Genomic DNA, 17476 nt, shown 5'->3' with positions numbered 1-17476 from the left:
AGGGACGCCGTCAGCGGCGGGAGCGCCGGGGAAGCGGGACATGCCGGACTGGGAGAAGCGCTTCCGCGCACCCCGGGTGTCCCTGCCCGACTGGGCCGAGGACGCACCGGACCGCTCCCTGTTCGTGTCGAACGCGACGGGGACCTACGAGCTGTACGCCTGGGACCGGGCGAGCGGCGCCCAGCGCCAGGCCACCCACCGGCCCAACGGCACGACGGACGGCGTGCTCTCCCCGGACGGCGAGTGGATCTGGTGGTTCGACGACAAGGACGGCGACGAGTTCGGCGTCTGGCGCCGCCAGCCCTTCGGCGGCGGCCCCGACGAGACCGCCGTACCGGGCCTCGCCCCCTCCTACCCGGCCGGCCTGGCCCTCGGCCGTGACGGGCGGACGGCGGTCGTGGGCCGCTCCACGGACGAGGACGGCACGACGATCCACCTCGCGCGCGTGGGCTCGGGCGAGGCCCCGGCGGAGATCTACCGCCACCGCGAGTCGGCGGGCGTCGGCGACCTCTCCCACGACGGCACGCTGATCGCGATCGAGCACACCGAGCACGGCGACGCGATGCACTCGGCGCTGCGCGTGCTGCGCCCGGACGGCACGGCGGTCGCCGACCTGGACGACACCAAGGGCGGCACGGTCGAGCTGGGCCTGGAGGTGCTGGGCTTCGCCCCGGTCGACGGGGACACCCGGCTGCTCATCGGCCACCAGCGCCGGGGCCGCTGGGAGCCCCTGGTCTGGGACGTGGCGACGGGCGAGGAGACGGACCTCGCCCTGGACCTCCCCGGCGACGTGAGCGCCGAGTGGTACCCGGACGGCGGCGGCCTGCTCATCGCCCACAGCTTCGAGGCCCGCAGCGAGCTGTTCCGCTACGACCCGGCGACCCGCGAACTGACCAGGATCCCCACCCCGCCCGGCACGGTCTCGGGGGCGACGGCCCGCCCGGACGGCAGCGTGGAGTACCTGTGGTCGTCGGCGGCCGAGCCGTCGGCGGTCCGCTCGACGCACGGCCGGGTGGTCCTGGACCCGCCCGGCATGAAGTCCCCCGGCTCGGTCCCGGTGGAGGACGTCTGGGTGGAGGGCCCCGGGGGCCGCATCCACGCCCTGGTCCAGAAACCGGCGGGCGCCACCGGTCCGCTGCCCACGGTCTTCGACATCCACGGCGGCCCCACCTGGCACGACAGCGACTCCTTCGCCGCCGGCCCGGCAGCCTGGGTCGACCACGGCTACGCGGTGGTCCGCGTCAACTACCGAGGCTCCACGGGCTACGGCCGCGCCTGGACGGACGCCCTGAAGCACCGGGTCGGACTGATCGAGCTGGAGGACATCGCGGCGGTCCGCGAGTGGGCGATCACCTCGGGCCTCGCCGACCCGGACCGGCTGATCCTCACCGGCGGCTCCTGGGGCGGCTACCTCACCCTGCTGGGCATCGGTACCCAGCCCGACGCGTGGACCCTGGGCATCGCGGCGGTCCCGGTCGCCGACTACGTCACGGCGTACCACGACGAGATGGAAGCCCTGAAGGCCATGGACCGCACCCTGCTGGGCGGCACTCCGGAGGAGGTCCCCGAGCGTTTCGAGGCGTCCTCCCCGCTCACCTACGTGGACCAGGTCACAGCCCCCGTCTACATCTCCGCCGGGGTCAACGACCCCCGCTGCCCCATCCGCCAGATCGACAACTACGTCAAACGCCTCGAAGCCCGCGGCGCCCTCCACGAGGTCTACCGCTACGACGCGGGCCACGGCTCCCTGGTGGTCGACGAACGCATCAAGCAGGTCCGGCTCGAACTGGACTTCGCCGAACGGCACCTGCCGAAGTAGCGAGTAGCCGCACCGCCCGCCGGGGCCGGGACCGCGGCGCCGGGGGGCGGGAACGCGGTGTCGGGGTCGCGGGCGGGAGCGTGACACCCGGGGGCGGTCGGCACCGTGGTCCTCGGGACCGGGGCCGGGGTCCGCGGCGCCGGGGGCACGGGCGGGAGCGGTCCCGGCGGGAGCGTGACGCCCGGGGGCGGGCGGGCCCGCGGCGCCGGCGAGCGGGTGGGGCAGCGGCCCTCGGGGCCGGCCTCGCGGCCGGCGGGAGTGCAGCGGGTGGAGGCGGGGAGACGCGGTCCGTCAGGCCGCCGTCCCCTCCCGCCCCCGCCGTCCCAGCAGCTCCGCGAGCCCGCGCCGGGTCGCCGCCAGGACCACCCGGTCCTCCTTGCGCAGGACGTAGGTGTCGGGCAGGTTCCACCGCGGCCCGGCCGCAGGTCCGGTCCCCGGCGCGGTGTCCTCCGCCGCCGCCTGGGCCGCGGGCTCGCGCCGCTCCCCGGCAGCGGTCCCGCTCCCGGCACCGCCCCGCTCGCCCGCCTCCAGCGCCAGCACCCGCCAGTACCCCGCCCGGAACGCCTCGGCGACCGTCCTGCCCTCCAGCTGCGGATGCCCGTCCACGTCCACGGAGGCGAACAGCAGCACCCGCCGCTCCACCGGGACGGCCCCCAGGATCTGCCGCCCGAACATCGCCCCCGCGAACGCCGGCGCGGCCAGGTGCGTCACGCTCCGGCTGCGCGTCAGCGCCCGCGGGTGCGCCGCCCGCAGCGTCCGGTACACCGCCGTCGCGAAGTCGTCGTCGTACAGCCGCAGCACCACCCGCAGGTCGGGCCGTACCGAGCGCGCGTACAGCACGGCCTCCAGGTTCGTCGTGTCCGCACTGGTCACCGCGAGCAGCGCGTGCGCGCGGTGGATCTTCGCGGACTCGAGCACGCCTTCCTGGGTGACGTCCCCGAGCACCACCGGAACCCGCAGCCGCCGTGCCGTCGCCAGGCCCCGGGCCTCCGGATCCGACTCCACGCACACCACCGGCACCTGGAGTTCCCGCAGCCGCGTCAGCACCCGTGTGCCGACCTTGCCCAGCCCCAGCAGCACCACGTGCCCGCCGAGCCCGCGCGGCGGCTTGCGCAGCGCGGACGCCGACCGGAAGGTCCCCAGCGCCTCCAGGACCGCCGCGAGCAGCACCGGCAGCAGCAGCAACCCGACAAGGCCGGACAGCAGTTGGAGCACCTGCCGCCCCACCGTCTGCCCGATCGCCGGATCGTCGATGGCGAACAGGTCGAGCAGCGTCAGATAGAGCGCGCCCAGCGGATGCACCCCCGTCACCAGCCACAAGGCGACCGCGAGCGCGAACACGCAGGCCACCAGGCCCGCCACCGACCAGCGCAGGCGCCGGGAGAACAGCGACGTGAGCGGCGGGACGACACCGACCCCGCGCCCGGCCGGCAGGTTGGGCCCGGCGGCGTACGACACCTGCTCCAGCACCACCGTGCCGCGTCCGGTGGCCTCCCGCACGGCCGCCGCGTCCGGCAGCAGCCGGGGCCGCTGCTCCCCGCTGGCCTCGGACCCGTCGGCGCCGGCGGGATCGCTGCTGGTCGCCGAGAGCAGGGCCAGCGTGCACAGGCCGGGGTCGGCGACCTGGCCGGGTGCGGGCGGCGGCCGTTCGACCGCGTGCAGCAGCAGCCCCTCGGTCTGGACGACCTTGCTGGTGCCGACCACCGCGCCGGCGGCCAGCGCGGGTGCGGCGGTGTCGGCGTCGGACAGCACCGTCGTGGACGCGTCGGCGCCGAGCGGCGAGCCGCTGTCACCGGTCGCCAACGCGGCGGCCTGGTCGAGGAGTTCCTCGATGTGCTGCCCGAGCCGCCGGTTGTACAGGCGCAGGACGAGCCGCAGTCTCGGGTTGAGCCGCCGTACGGTGAGCGCGGCACGGATGTTGGTCTCGTCGTCGTCGTAGACGAGGGCCAGCGCGCTCGCCCGGTCCACGCCCGCGTCCAGGAGCACGGCCTCGGTCAGCTCGGCGGCCTCCACCACCCGGTCCGCGCCGCCGGCAGGGCCGCCGGCACCGGCACCAGCGCCGCCCGCACCGCCCGCGCCCCCGGTGCTCCCGCCGGCGCCCGCCGCGTGCCCGTTCCCGCCGGCCCGGTTCACTGCGGCGCTCACCACCCGGTCCAGCAGCGCCGAGGCGGTGCGGGCGCGGCCGACCACCGGGGGCCGTACCGCGCGCTCGGAGGGCGGCACGACCAGCGTGACCTGCTCGCCGTAGACACCGCGCAACTCGGCGGCCAGACGGTGCGCGAGCCCGTCGTCCCCGCACACCACCATGTGCGCCCCCGTGCCGCCCGGCGCACCACCTTGATACGGAACGCTCCCCACGAGGGAGAAGACTGCCCCACGGGGACGGGTGGTTCCACCGGCCCGGCCGCCGGGAAAACCCGTTGCCCGGGGGCGTCGGCCGTCCTAGCCTGGGGCCACTTCGAAGAGACCTCCCCGGAAGTGCGCCGCAGAGCGGGAGCGTCCCACCTCGCCGAGGTGCAGGAGAGGGCGGCAGCAAGCCCGGCGCCGGTCGCAGCAGCGGCCGGTCCTTCCTTCTCCCTGCCTTCACGGAGGTTCTCCATGCACGTCGGCATCGGCCTGCCCATCAGCGACCCCGCCACTCTGCTCACCTGGGCCAGGCGCGCCGAGGACGGCCCGTTCACCACCCTCGGCCTGCTCGACCGGCTCGTCTACGACAACCCCGAGCCGCTGACCGCGCTCGCCGTCCTGGCCGGCGCCACCGAACGGATCCGCGTCCAGACCGAGGTGCTGCTCGCCCCGCTGCGCGACACCGCCCTGCTCGCCAAGCAGACGGCCACCCTGGACCGGATGAGCGGCGGGCGCCTCGTCCTCGGCCTGGGCATCGGCGGCCGGCAGGACGACCACCAGGTCGCGGGCGTCGACCCGCGCACCCGGGGCCGCCGCCTGGACGAGCAGATGCCGCTGCTGCGCCGGCTGTGGGCCGGTGAACCGTACGGCGACGGGGTGGGGCCCATCGGTCCGGCCCCGGCCCGCCCCGGCGGACCCGAGGTCCTGTTCGGCGGGTTCAAGCCCGTGGCCCTGGAACGGGTGGCCCGCTGGGGCGACGGCTTCCTGGCCGCCGCGCCGCCGTCCTGGGCGGGCGACCTGTTCGACACCGTGCGCGGCCAGTGGCAGGAGCACGGCCGCGAGGGCGCCCCGCGGCTGGTCGCCCAGGTGAACGTCGCACTGGGCCCGGCCCAGGTGGTCGAGGACGCCCGCGCCGCCATGCACGCGTACTACACGTTCACCGGGATGCCCGACCGCATGGTCTCCGGCATGCTCACCACCCCGGCCGCCGTCCGCGACGCCCTCACGGCCTACGCCGACCTGGGCGCCGACGAGGTCATGCTGTACTGCTACGGATCCGACCCCGACCAGGTCGACCGCCTCGCCCGGATTCTGTGACGGCCCGGCTGTGACAGCCCGGGTTTCGGCGCCCTCCGGGCCGGGGTCCCGGCTCCGGGCGTTCTCCCGTCCGGGGCCGGAGCTCCGGCGCTGACGGGCGGGATCCGCGAGCCCCGCCGGAGAATCAAACGGAAGCGCGAGATCCACGGCCCCGCGGGAGAATCGGACCGAGGGATTTCCGAACCCGTCGGCAATCCCTGGCCAAGGACAGGCCGTATACACGGATATGTCGAGGTTCCGGTTCCCCGTGGGGCGGCTCCCGGACGAGGCTCTGCTCGCCGGGCTGGCCACCGGTGACCCGGAACTCGCGGTCAGTTTCGTCCGGCGGTTCCAGCACCGGGTCTTCGGCGTCGCCCTCGCCGTCACCGGCGACCCGCAACTGGCCGAGGACATCGCCCAGCAGACCTTCGAGCGGGCCTGGCACCACGCCCAGATCTACGACTCGCGGCGCGGATCGGTCACCACCTGGCTGACCACCATCGCCCACAACCTCGCCATCGACGCCGTCCGGTCCCGCCGCCCGGAGCCGGTGGCGCCCGAGGACCTCGACGCGATCCTGGGCGCCGTCGGCGAGACCCCGGAGCAGCACGCGCTGGCGGACGAGGCGTCGTCGCGGCTGCGGGCAGCCGTGGCGCAACTGCCGCCCGAACAGGGGCGGGCCCTGGTGATGGCGGGCATCTACGGCATGACCGCCCAGCAGATCGCCGACCGGGAGCGGATCCCGCTGGGCACCGCCAAGACCCGGATCCGGGCCGCGATGGGAAAGCTGCGGATCACACTCGCGTCCGACCGGCGAGGCGACCATGACCAGTGACGTGACCTGCGAGAAGCTGCGCGAGATCGGCGCCGAGCTGGCCCTGGGCGTGCTGCCGGGCCGCGAGCGTGCCGGTGCCGTGGCACACCTGGAGGGGTGCGCGGACTGCCGCGAGCACGTCCGGCAGCTGACCGAGGTCGGCGACCGGCTGATCGGACTGCTCCCGGGCAGCGAGCCGCCGGTCGGGTTCGAGACCCGGGTGGCGCAGGCGCTGACGCAGGGCGCGCAGGGGCGTGAGGGGCGCGCACGCCCGCGCGTGATCGGTCCGCTGGGCCGCCGGATCCGGCCACGGGTCGCCGCCGCGGCCACCGCGTTCGTCCTCGCCGTCGGATTCGGCGGCTGGTCGGTCGGTACGGCGGTCGAGACCACCCTGGCCGGACCCGCGCCGTCCTCCGCCGGCCGGGGGACGGACCTGCTCTGGGGCGGTCTGACCTCCGCCCGCCCGGCGCCCGGGCGTCCGGCCGGCGAGGTCTACGCCCACCCCGGCTCCCCCGGCTGGGTCTACATGACCGTCGACCTCACGGCGGCCGGCACCCCGTACACCGGCAAGGTCGCCTGCGTGCTGGTGCGCCAGGACGGCGGCACCGTGCGGGTCGGCACCTTCGACCTGTACGACGGCAAGGGCGCGTGGGGGGCGCCCGCCCCGCCCCTGGACCACTCGCCGCTCGCCGGTGCCCGGCTGACCGCCGCCGACGGGACGGTACTGGCGAGCACCCACTTCACGCCCGCGACCCAGGAGAGCCGGTCCTGACGGCCCCGGGGACTCGGTCCTGGTCGCCCCGGACTCGGTGATGGCCGCCCGGGGGGCCGGTTCAGACGGCCCGGGCGGTCGGTCCTGGCAGACCGTCGGGGAGCAGCGCGCGGAGGGCCGCCGCCAGCTCGGGGACCGTCGGCCGTGCCGCCGGGTCCTGTCGCAGGCAGCCGTCGACGGCCTCGGCGAGCGCGCGCGGCAGGCGCCGCCGCGTCCCGATCGGCGGTGCGCCCGCCTCCAGTTGCGGGTACCAGCCCTGGCCCCCGCCGCAGCCGCGGGCACTGCCGCCGTCGCCCACACCGCAGTCACCGCCGACGCCGCGGTGACTGCCGTCACCGTCGCCGACGTCACTGCCGCTGACGCTGGGCACGGTCTCCCCGCGGTCGAAGGGCACGTCACCGGCGGCCGCCTCGTACAGCGTGACGCCGATGCCCCACACGTCCGCCGCGGCCGACAGCGGGCCGCCGCGCGCCTGCTCGGGCGCCAGGTAGGAGAAGGTGCCCATCCCGGGCGGTGCGTGGCCGGGCGGCCGGGCCACGCTCAGGTCGAGCACCTTCGCACGGCCGCAGTCCACGACGACGTTGGACGGCTTGAGGTCGAGGTGCAGCAGGCCGCGGCCGTGCAGATAGTGGACGGCGGAGCACAACTGCACCCTGAGGAGCGCCAGGTCGGCGGCGGCCGGGCGCCGTCGCAGCCGGTGGAGGAGGCAGGACAGGGTCTCCCCGCTCAGCGTCTCCAGCACGACCAGCGGCTGCGGTGCCGTGCGGACCTCGTAGCCGCGGACCAGGTGCGGATGGGTGAACTCGCAGAGCCACCGGCCCTCCCGCAGCAGCCGTTCGGCCGCCTGCTCCTCCGCGCGGCGGTCCGGGCGCAGGACCTTGACGACGCACCGGCAGGCGCGTTCCTCGCTCCAGGAGTCGTACAGGTCGAGCCAGCCGGTACGGGCCAGGTGCCCCAGGACCCGGTAGCCGGGAGCCGGGCGGGTGCCGGGGGCCAGCACCGGGTACTCCCGGGGACCGCTCATGACCGCACCGGCTGCGGGGGAGCGGTCGCGGCGCCCGTCTGGTGCAGCCCGTACAACCGGGCGTACGCCCCGCCGTGCCGGAGCAGTTCGTCATGGGTGCCGCTCTCGGCGATGCGGCCGCGGTCGAGCACCACGATCCGGGAGGCGTCGCGGACGGTGAGCAGGTTGTGCGAGATGACCACGGTCGTCCGGCCGGACATGAGGCGGCGCAGCGGTGCCATGATCCTGCGCCCGGACCCTGCGTCGAGGCCGGTGGTGGGCTCGTCCAGGAGCAGCACGGGCGCGTCCCTGACCATGGCGCGGGCTATCGCCAGACGCTGGCGCTGCCCGCCGGAGAGCGTCCGGCCGCGCTGGCCCACCATCGTGTCGTATCCCTGCGGGAGCCGCCGGACGAACCCGTCGGCGTCCGCCGCCCGCGCCGCCGCCACGATCTCGGCCTCGGTGGCGTCGGGCCGGCCGTAGGCGATGTTCTCCCGCACGGTGCCGTGCAGGACGAGGGTCTCCTGGAGGACCACCGCGACGCTCTCGCGCAGATCGGCGAGGGCCAGGTCCCGCAGGTCGCACCCGTCCAGGCGTACGGCACCCAGGTCGGGGTCGTAGAAGCGCAGTTGCAGCTTGGCCACGGTGGACTTGCCCGCTCCGCTGGGCCCGACCAGGGCCAGGGTCTCGCCGGGAGACACGTGGAAGGACACGTCGGCGAGCGCCCAGGGTACGGAGCCGGCGGGGCCGTCGTCGTCGGCGCTCGCGCTGTCCCGGGGAACGGCGCAGTCCGGGCCGACCGTGGCAAAGCCGTCCGGACCGGCCGTGGGGGAGCCGTCCGGGCAGGCCGCCGGATAGCGGAAGCAGACTCCGTCGAACTCGATCTCGCCGTGGGCCCGGCCGAGCCGCCGGGCGTGAGGTGCCTGGGTGACCTGGGGCCGCTGGTCGAGCAGTTCGACGATGCGTTCGGCGGAGGCGGAGGCGGCGTAGAAGGTGGTGCCGAGGCGGGACAGGTCGCGGACCGGGCCGTAGAGCTTGCCGATCAGGGCCAGGAAGACCAGCAGCCCGCCCAGGGTGAGCTGGCCCTGCGCCAGTTTCCAGGTGCCGAGGCCCGTCACGGCGAGCGCCCCGCACATCTCGATCATCTCGACGAGCGGCCGGTACAGGGCCCGGATCCGGGTCGACGCCATGGTGGCGCGGAACGTGCCGAGGCTCTCGCGCTCGAAGCGGCGCGCCTCCCATGCCTGGCGGTTGTACGCCTGGACGAGGGCCACGTTGCCCAGTGACTCCTCGGCGACCGCCGTGAGCGAACCGCTGCGGCGCCTGCGCTCGCGGGACGCCGCCTTGACCAGCCGGGAGAAGTGCCGCGCGGCCCCCCAGAACAGCGGCACGATGACGAGCGCGAGCAGGGTGAGGTCCCAGCGGAGGTAGAAGAGCAGCCCCAGGAAGACGCCCAGTTGGAGCACGTAGGAGAGGACGTCGGCCACGCCCGACAGCAGGAACGTCTCGACGGCGTCCACGTCACCGGTGATCCGTGAGAGCACGTCCCCGAGCCGCCGCCGCTCGAAGAACCCGAGCGACAGCCCCTGGACGTGCCGGAAGACGTCGGAACGCAGCGTCAGCAGGAAGCTCTCGCTGGTGTACGCCGACATCATGTCGTCGGTGAACCCGAGGACCCCGGAGACGACGACGAGCCCCAGGCAGGCCGGGGCGATCCAGAGGAACGGCGCCAGGTTCCGGGGGACGAGCACGTCGTCCACCAGGAGTTTGAAGAGCCACAGTTCGCCCGCGTCGACGAACGGCCAGGCCAGGCTGAACAGCGCCATCGGCACGAGCCGGCCCCGCCGCCCGCGCGTGTAGGGCCAGAAGCGGCGGAACACCTCACGCGGGCTCAGCGGGGGAGCGGCGGCGACCACCGCGTCCGCCGTGCCGTCCACCGCCGGCAGCAGGAGCAGCCGGCGCAGCGCGGAGCGGCCGGGCGGAGCGGCACGCCGTGGTGTCGTTCCGCCCGGCTCTCCGGGACCGCTGTCAGCCGTGGCGGCCAAAACCGCGGTCCTCGTCGTGCGAACCATGCCGGCTACCCCTCATCGAGGTCTCGTCGCGCCCGTGGTCCTCACCGTGCCGGCGGTCGTCGTGATCACCGTGATCGTCGTGGTCTCCGTGACCACCGTGGCCGTGGCGATCGGCCGGGAAGAGATTCTTGAAGATCGCCATTCCGTTGCCTCCTGCTCTGCCTCCGGACTCGTACTGGCCCACTGGATACGTCCCGGACGGCAGGAGGGATGGCTCTGCGCGGAAAAATCTCGACGGCGGGGCGGGCGGGGCGGGTAAGGCGGCCGGTGGGGCCGGTGACGGCGGCGGGGCTGGGGCGGCCGGTGGAGGGGCACGGCGGCCAGGCCGGTGACGGCGGCCGGCACCGGACCCGGTGCCGCACTCCGCTGCTGTGCCGCACTCCACTACTGCGCCGTACTCCCGACAGGCCGATCACCCTCGGACGGGCATCCGGACGCCCGTGGGCGAGGACGTGCGGCAGCACCTCGCGCATGCGGGCCACGCCGGCCGCCGGCGCCCGCACCGCCTCGACGGCGGGATCGGCCAGGCCGAGCGCGTCCGACGACGAGGAGGCCGACTCGGCGACGCCCGCCCTCACACAGTCGCTCTGAGCCGGATCATCGAACCCGCGGGGATTCCCTGCCCCGGACCCCGCGCGGAAATCGCTTGGCGGACCCCCGCGACCACTGCTACGTTTCCGGAGGCCGTGCGAGAGAACGAGGAGGTGGTACCCGTGAACGCAGTATCGACATGGGTGCTCTCCTCCGGGGTCACGGTCGGGCGGTAGGTCGTCCGGGAGCGCCGCTCAAGCGCACTCCCGAAAGGCACGACCGTGCATTTCACTTCTGAACAGCGTTTCGACGACGGTGTCCTCGAGCGCGAATTCACCCTCGGCGAGATCCCCGGAATCCTCTGGACACCCGCGTCCGCCTCCGCATCCGCACCTGCGCCGCTGATCCTGCTCGGCCACCCCGGCGGGCTGCGCAAGATGTATCCCCGGCTGGCGGGACGGGCCCGGCACTCCGCGGCGGAGGGCTTCGCCACGGCCACCATCGAACTCCCCGGCAGCGGTGAACGGCCCCGCTGGGCCGCCGCCGAGCAGGCCCGCGCCGACATGCACCGGGCACTGGAGGCCGGCGAGCCGGTCGGTGACGAGATCGTCGACGCCCTCGTCCTCCCGCTCGTCGAAAGGGCGGTCCCGGAATGGCGGAGCACCTTGGACGTGCTCCTCTCCCTGCCGGAGATCGGTGGCCCGGTCGGGTACTCGGGGGGAGTGATCTCGATCGGGGTCCGGCTGGCGTTGGTCGAGCCGCGTATCGCGGCCGCCGTCTTGTTCGCCGGGAGTTTCGTACCCCGCGCCATGTTCGAGGAGGCCCGCCAGGTCACCGTTCCGCTCCACGTCCTGCTCCAGTGGGACGACGAAAGGAACGACCGGCAGACGGCCCTGGACCTGTTCGACGCCTTCGGCAGCAAGGAGAAGACCCTGCACGCCAATCTCGGCGGCCACACCGGCGTCCCGCAGTTCGCGGGGGACGCCGCGGCCCGGTTCTTCACCCGCCACCTGAAGTGAACCGGCCCCGCACCAGACGGTAAGCCGCACAGAACAGGACACTGCCCACCAGGGCAAGGCCGCAACGCCCCACCGCTGTGCGCACCATGGGCCCCTGCCACCTCACCCCGGCAGGGGCCCACGACCAGATGGCTCCCGAGCACAAGTCCGAAGAACCGCTGAAACCCCTGAACCTCGGGCGGGGGCATACGGACCGGCTGACACCTTCCCGGTGGGCAACAAGGGCATGAACGTGAAAGTCCAAACTGCCTAGGGCCGCGCCAGGTCGTGGGGCAGGTCGCACCCGTCATCGCGAAGATGCAGTCTGCGGAGGTCCTGGACCAGGCCGACGGGGAAAGGATGGAGTCCCCACTTCGCGAGGTAGCCGGCTTCACCGTGCTTCGAGAGCACGTTCTGGGCGGCGTCCAGGACGGCATGGGAGAACATGCGTCGCGGGTACGCCGACTCCCAGATCACCGTGCCGTCGGTGTCTGGCAGGTCGAGGCTCACAGCGACATCGGGGAATTCGTAGATGGTGACGCCGATCGCTCCGTCGCCCCGGGACAGAACCCAGCGGAACTCCTGCGGCTCGGCGTCGAAGAAGAACCGGGATGAACGAAGCCGGCCGTACAGCCCGCCTGTTGCTGCGACGAGATCGGCCAACGCGTCGGTGCAGTAGCCGATCAACAGTGATGCGCTGTTGGAGTCATCGGTCAGCCGACACATCGCCGAACCATGCCCCATGAGCTGCCACTGCAGGTGGAAGGCGCCCGCCCGCGCCCGCGCGCTCGACACAGGCCCAGGCTACCGGCAGTGACGGCCCCTGGCTTGGGCAGGTGCGGTTTTTCGCCGTAGGGGCGCGCGCGTTGTCAGTGCGTACGGCTGAGGTCGCAGACGTGCGGCCGGCTTCCGAGGTGTCCAGCTCTGCGGAGCAGCTGCATCCCCGGCTGTGTCCGGGGCGGCCCGGGTGCAGCCCGGGACCTGCCCAACGGTCGGGCTTGGGCCTACGACGGGGCGGGCCTGCCTGTCTCCCTCACTGACGAACTGGGGCAGACGACATCAATCCGCCGGAACTCGTTCGGGCGAGTGATCGAGGTGACCGACCCTCTGGGTCACACCACGCGCCTGGGCTGGACAACGGAGGGTAAGCCGTCCTGGCGGGAACGGCCCGACGGTACCCGCGAGTCGTGGACGTGGGATGCCGAGGGCAACCTGCTCAGCTACACGGATGCGGCGGGCAACACGACCCACCACACGGCGACCCACTTCGACGTCCCGGCCACCCGGACGGACCCGGACGGCGCCCACTATGCATTCTCGTACGACACGGAACTGCGCCTGACTGGTGTTACCAACCCGCAGGGCCGGACCTGGTCATACACCTATGACGAAGCCGGCCGTCTGACGGCCGAGACGGACTTCAACGGCCGCGCCCTGACGTACACGCACGACGGCGCGGGCCAACTCGCCTCACGTACCAACGGGGCCGGGGAGACACTGAGCTTCATCCGGGATGCGGCGAGCCGCGTCGTGGAGCAGCGCACCAGCACAGGTGAGACGACGACCTTCGAGTACGGAGCGGACGGCCTGCTCGCCCGGGCGGTCAACCGAGACGCCGAAGTGGTCCTCGGCCGGGATGCTCTCGGGCGCACCCTCAGCGAGACGGTCGACGATCGCGTCACGGCTTACGCCTACGATCCCTTGGGCCGCTGCGTCCGCCGCGAGGCTCCGTCCGGACTGGTCTCACTGTGGACGTACGACGCGGCAGGGCGGCCCCTGGAGCTTCGCTCGGAGGCCGGCACCCTGGCCTTCACTCACGATGCCGTCGGACACGAGACGGAGCGCCGTCTCGGTACCGGTGTTCTGCTGAGCCAGACGTGGGACGCGGTCGGCCGCCTGACGCTCCAGTCCGTCACCACAGGTTCGGTCGATGCGCAGAACCTGCTGCAGCACCGCGCCTATGCCTACCGCAGCGACGGCTATCTGACAGAGATCCGCGAGCTCACCACGGGTACCCGCCGGTTCGATCTGGACGCGACGGGCCGCGTCACGGGCGTACGTGCCCATGGCTGGACCGAGACATACGCCTACGATCAGGTAGGCAATCTGATGCTGGCGTCGGCACCCGGTCACGGCTCCGCCGGGGAGCGCGAATTCGACGGCACTCTCGTCCGCCGTGCCGACCGCAACACCTATCAGCACGACGCCCAGGGACGTCTGGTCCGCAGAACCCGTAAGTTGCTCAACGGACAGACGCGGACATGGACATACACCTGGACGGCTGAGGACCGCCTGGTCGAGGTCTGCACGCCGGACGGCGAACGGAGGAAGTACGCGTACGACCCGCTCGGGCGCCGCGTGTGCAAGTACCGCCTGGCGGAAGACGGAACACAGGCCGATCGCATCGACTTCTCCTGGGACGACACCAGGCTGGCAGAACAGACCGGTCCGGACGGCAAGGTGACCACCTGGGACTACGAGCCCGGCACCCACCGGCCGATCGCCCAGACCGATCACCGGCGATCAGCCGTCGGACGCGACGCCTCATTCCTCGCGCGACTGGCCGAGGAGTCCTCACCAGACCACGCGGCTGTCTTCCAAGTAGTCGTGACGGATGCAGTCGGCATGCCCACCGAGCTGGTCACCGCCGAGGGTGAGACGACATGGCAGAGCCGGACCATGCTGTGGGGCACCGCCCTCGTCGGCCCGGTCGATCCCTCCGTCACCGACTGCCCGCTGCGGTTCCCGGGGCAGTACGCCGACGCCGAGACCGGCCTGCACTACAACTACTTCCGCTACTACGACCCCGAGACAGCCTGCTATCTCAGCCAGGACCCTCTCGGCCTGAAGCCGGCCCCCAACCCCTCGGCGTACGTCCGCCATCCCGGCACCTGGTCGGACCCGCTGGGTCTGTACGGATGTGAGCTGGAGGACCTCGGGGGCGGCTGGTATCGCTCGCCCGAAGGGTTGGACTACGGTCCGGGTTCGGCCGAGGGCCACCGCATCACCCACGTCATGCAGCACACCCGGGAGAACCCCGCGAAGCCCGCTCACGGAGTCTTCGACACGGGCAACCAGGGCGTGCTGGAAACCGTCGACGAGGCATGGAGCCGGCGCGCCATGGCAGTGTCGGTCAACCAGCAGGGCGCTCGCACCACCTACATCATCCCCATGGGCCGGCAGGTGGGTTACAACGCCGGGGAGGAATATATTTCGATCACCGTCGAACACGGCAACGAAGTGATCACGGCCTTCCCGAGGAGCTGGAACTGATGGACAAGGTCGCCTGCGCGCACTGCGGCCAGGACTGGGTGCGCTGTTACGAGCGCAAGGACACGGGCCAGAGGTTTTTCCTCTGCCCCGAGTGCGAGTCCGTCTGGGACCTGGCGGACGACCTTCACGAGGACACAGACATGTATCTGAGCGAGTACCTTCTAACCGGGGACCCCGCAAAAGACTGGGAGATCATCACTCCGTGTGGCTGAAAAGACCGATGATCCGTCGCTTCGGGGGACCCTGAACCGGATCATCGCCTTCTGCTCGGTCGGTGATTGGGACTTCCCCCGTGGAGCACAGCCGATTTTGCCAGGCACGTCCCAGGCCAGGGCCTGACGCCCACCTCGCCTGGCAACAGGCATGGGTCTGTCAGCTCATCGGCCGCGAGACCTGAGGCCGGAGTGGGGAATGGTGGTGAAGGCAGGAGAACGGTGTGGGCGATGGCTACATGTCGTCTGCGCCAGTGCCATGTGGTGACCTCACGCGTGCGTACGCTCGATGGCCCCCGTGATCCGCCGGGTGCCGCCTCAGTGGGAACGGAACGGGAGCGCCTGGGAGTCGAACTTGGAAGTCGGCTCCCGAGACAACCCCCACAAGCCATTCAGGGGCCCGACCCGCTAAACGGATCAGGCCCCTGACCTGGTACTTCACTGTCGGGGTGGCGGGATTTGAACCCACGACCTCTTCGTCCCGAAGCAACTTGGGGGACTGTGCCTCCTTGGTCCGCTGCGCCTCTCACCTGCGCTGATGGTCCGCAGCCGTTCGCGCTCGTCCGCCGTTGTCCGCTGGCGTTGTCACGCAGTTAGACACTCGCCCCGGGCGCCTCGCGACCAAGATCGGTTGAGGGCCTACGTCTCGGGCTCATCCTCGTCTTCTTCCTCTGCCCACTCGACGTCTACATCGGTGTACTGAGCGGACGTTTCCGCCCACCTGTAGTCCCAAGTCATGCGGCTGCGCACCGTAGTGACGCTACCGTCGAGGAGTTCCCCTTTGGCGGCCTCGATGGCGGCGCTGACGGCGGCCTCGTAGGCAGCCTTGATTCTTGCTGCGTGGATTTTGCGATCGCCCATCTCGAACTCAAGCGTTACGGTCATGACCTTGGGCGTGCTCATGCGTCTTCCCCTCCCGCGGGTGCCCCACCTGGCATGGGCCGATCCAAGCACGCTGCCGTGTTCGTTGTGGGCGATTTGCAGGCTCACGCTCATCGGTTGATGGGAATCTCGTACACGATCTCGCAGTGAGCGGCGGGCACCACGATGTCCGCCGTCTCAACGGGCCGTCCCTGATCGCTGTAATACGTCCGCCGGATGTGCGTGACGAGTGCGGCCTTCTGGATGCCGAGTAGAGATGCCTCCTCGGGGGTGGCGTGCCGGGGTTCGGGCTGCTCCACGGCGTGGCTGACGGTGACGCCAATCGCGGCCATCCGGTTCACGACGCCCGCCCCGGCGTGCGGGCCTCCTTCGGGGAGGACGACGAGAGTGCCGGCGGTGAGGTCGTACGGTTCCCAACTCGTCGACAACTGCACCGGCCTGCCGTCAGCCAGGAACTCATACGTCGTCCGGACGCACAGTTCGCCCTCGGCGATACCGAGACGGCTCGCGATGTCCGCCGATGCCGGAACCTTGGCGTCGGTCCTGCTCTCCCAATCCCCCTGCTTGCCCGCGGCCTTCATGTCCGAGCGGAACGGCGAGCCGGTGGGCTGCTCGCGTGCCGAGGAACGCACGATCCGCACCCGCTGCCGGGGCTCGGCGACATAGGTGCCCGAACCTGCGCGGCCCTCCAGCACGCCCTGCGAGATCAGCAACTCCTGCGCCCGGCGCACCACGTTCTCGCCGACGCCGCACTCCTGGCCGATCTGCGCGCGGGAGGGCAGACGGTCCCCCGGCTCCCACACGTGGTCCGCGATCCGCCGCCGTAGTTCGTCGGCGATGCGGAGATAGGGCGGCTGCTCAGGCATATGGAAAATCTAGTCCACTAGCTCTAATCTGGTTAACTAGCTTCACTCAAAGTGATCGCCGGTGACGGAGGCTGCCCTGTGCCTGCTTGGGAAGTGAGCGCGGAAGCCATCGCGGCCCGGTTATCGGCCGTCGGGCTCACCACCCGTGTGGAGGAGCACGAACGATGCACGTCAATGGAGGCGGAGGTACCGGAATCGCTCTCCGCCGACTCGTGGCGGGAGGTCTTGGACGCGGTGGCCGAGGCTGACCGATTCGGGCTCCTCGCCACCAGCTTGAACGGCCGCACCCTCTGGGCGGTCGTACACAAAGCGGTCCCCGCGGCGGGCGATGCCGGGGGACCGAGCCATCAGCGATAGGAGCTGAGCAGCGTGCTCAACCATATCCGCCGTGCCGTCTTACTCACCAGAGAGCGGCACTTCCGCAAGGGCAGGCACCGCCGCCCCTCGACGTCCTCCCGGCCGCCGACCGCCTTCGCGCTGTCCATGTCCACGGACGGGCCCGTAACCGCCGTCGTGGAGCAGCGGGAAGACGCCACGAACCGCTCGGGCTTCCTTGCAGGCGAGGAAAACGCGCTCGTCCGGCCGTATGTGGTGGCCTGGGAGAGGCGCGTACGGCAGCGCCCCGTGGTCGTGGCCCGCCATCTGCCAGCTGAGGCCTGGTCAGGTCTTGCGGGGGTTGCCTGATGCCCTACCGACCGCAACATCGCCTCACGAAGGCTGAGGCTGTTCCGTATCGGTCGGCCTCGTGCCGGATCGGTACGCACCTGGCATGCGCGGAGTCCGCACCGGCCACGGCCCCGGTCGACGTTCC

General features: G+C 72.2%; 15 protein-coding genes and 1 pseudogene. 9 read left to right on the top strand and 7 right to left on the bottom strand.

Features of this window, described 5'->3' with window-relative positions; translation table 11 throughout:
• The first annotated feature begins 40 nt into the window (after positions 1-40).
• Positions 41-1819, top strand: coding sequence for a S9 family peptidase (locus AC6I72_RS14755; protein ID WP_498001239.1), 1779 nt, complete (start codon positions 41-43; stop codon positions 1817-1819).
• 291 nt (positions 1820-2110) lie between these two features.
• Here the strand turns inward: AC6I72_RS14755 and AC6I72_RS14750 are convergent, their stop codons facing one another.
• A complete protein-coding gene (locus AC6I72_RS14750) occupies positions 2111-4126 on the bottom strand; it encodes an NAD-binding protein (protein ID WP_498001238.1) in 2016 nt (671 codons plus the stop codon).
• A 291-nt stretch (positions 4127-4417) separates the two neighbouring features.
• Here AC6I72_RS14750 and AC6I72_RS14745 point away from each other — a divergent pair, with 291 nt between their 5' ends.
• The 3 genes from AC6I72_RS14745 (at position 4418) to AC6I72_RS14735 (ending at position 6828) form a co-directional block, all read left to right on the top strand.
• Positions 4418-5263 (top strand): LLM class flavin-dependent oxidoreductase, encoded by an 846-nt coding sequence (locus AC6I72_RS14745; RefSeq protein ID WP_498001237.1) that lies wholly within the window; start codon positions 4418-4420, stop codon positions 5261-5263.
• 226 nt (positions 5264-5489) lie between these two features.
• Positions 5490-6077, top strand: a complete 588-nt coding sequence (locus AC6I72_RS14740) for an RNA polymerase sigma factor (protein WP_498001236.1) — start codon at positions 5490-5492, stop codon at positions 6075-6077.
• Positions 6067-6828, top strand: a complete 762-nt coding sequence (locus tag AC6I72_RS14735) for a hypothetical protein (protein ID WP_498001235.1) — start codon at positions 6067-6069, stop codon at positions 6826-6828. Before AC6I72_RS14740 ends, AC6I72_RS14735 begins: the two co-directional genes overlap by 11 nt.
• A 61-nt stretch (positions 6829-6889) precedes the next feature.
• Here the strand turns inward: AC6I72_RS14735 and AC6I72_RS14730 are convergent, their stop codons facing one another.
• The 3 genes from AC6I72_RS14730 to AC6I72_RS14720 all read right to left on the bottom strand — a co-directional run bounded on the left by AC6I72_RS14730 (position 6890) and on the right by AC6I72_RS14720 (position 10045).
• On the bottom strand, positions 6890-7852 hold the full coding sequence (locus AC6I72_RS14730; RefSeq protein WP_498001234.1) for a serine/threonine-protein kinase: 963 nt from the start codon (positions 7850-7852) through the stop codon (positions 6890-6892).
• Positions 7849-9768: an ABC transporter ATP-binding protein gene (locus tag AC6I72_RS14725; protein WP_498004696.1), complete on the bottom strand. Its 1920-nt coding sequence runs from the start codon at positions 9766-9768 to the stop codon at positions 7849-7851. The genes AC6I72_RS14730 and AC6I72_RS14725 overlap by 4 nt, the downstream gene beginning before the upstream one ends.
• A 91-nt stretch (positions 9769-9859) precedes the next feature.
• Positions 9860-10045: a hypothetical protein gene (locus tag AC6I72_RS14720; RefSeq protein ID WP_498001232.1), complete on the bottom strand. Its 186-nt coding sequence runs from the start codon at positions 10043-10045 to the stop codon at positions 9860-9862.
• A gap of 670 nt (positions 10046-10715) precedes the next feature.
• Here AC6I72_RS14720 and AC6I72_RS14715 point away from each other — a divergent pair.
• Positions 10716-11453, top strand: coding sequence for a dienelactone hydrolase family protein (locus AC6I72_RS14715; protein ID WP_498001231.1), 738 nt, complete (start codon positions 10716-10718; stop codon positions 11451-11453).
• A gap of 249 nt (positions 11454-11702) precedes the next feature.
• Here the strand turns inward: AC6I72_RS14715 and AC6I72_RS14710 are convergent, their stop codons facing one another.
• The gene (locus AC6I72_RS14710; protein WP_498001229.1) at positions 11703-12227 is read right to left on the bottom strand and encodes a hypothetical protein; all 525 of its coding nucleotides are present in this window, start codon (positions 12225-12227) and stop codon (positions 11703-11705) included.
• A 213-nt stretch (positions 12228-12440) separates the two neighbouring features.
• Here AC6I72_RS14710 and AC6I72_RS14705 point away from each other — a divergent pair.
• A pseudogene (locus AC6I72_RS14705) lies at positions 12441-14705 on the top strand (RHS repeat-associated core domain-containing protein); the annotation flags it as partial.
• The gene (locus tag AC6I72_RS14700) at positions 14705-14917 is read left to right on the top strand and encodes a hypothetical protein (protein WP_498001228.1); all 213 of its coding nucleotides are present in this window, start codon (positions 14705-14707) and stop codon (positions 14915-14917) included. The pseudogene AC6I72_RS14705 and the gene AC6I72_RS14700, both read left to right, overlap by 1 nt.
• 639 nt (positions 14918-15556) lie before the next feature.
• Here the strand turns inward: AC6I72_RS14700 and AC6I72_RS14695 are convergent.
• Both AC6I72_RS14695 and AC6I72_RS14690 read right to left on the bottom strand, forming a co-directional pair.
• Entirely contained in the window at positions 15557-15820 is a 264-nt protein-coding gene (locus tag AC6I72_RS14695) for a hypothetical protein (RefSeq protein ID WP_498001227.1), read from the bottom strand.
• Positions 15821-15909: 89 nt separating this feature from the next.
• Positions 15910-16665: a GntR family transcriptional regulator gene (locus AC6I72_RS14690; protein WP_498001226.1), complete on the bottom strand. Its 756-nt coding sequence runs from the start codon at positions 16663-16665 to the stop codon at positions 15910-15912.
• Between the two features lie 78 nt (positions 16666-16743).
• On the opposite strand from AC6I72_RS14690, the gene AC6I72_RS14685 reads away from it, so the two are divergent.
• A complete protein-coding gene (locus tag AC6I72_RS14685; protein WP_498001224.1) occupies positions 16744-17022 on the top strand; it encodes a hypothetical protein in 279 nt (92 codons plus the stop codon).
• Positions 17023-17034: 12 nt separating this feature from the next.
• A complete protein-coding gene (locus AC6I72_RS14680) occupies positions 17035-17349 on the top strand; it encodes a hypothetical protein (protein WP_498001223.1) in 315 nt (104 codons plus the stop codon).
• Positions 17350-17476 lie beyond the last annotated feature (127 nt).

The organism is Streptomyces sp. Xyl84 (genome assembly GCF_059731885.1).
Note: the sequence above shows the minus strand (reverse complement) of the source record. Positions and strands in the feature narration are given on the sequence as shown.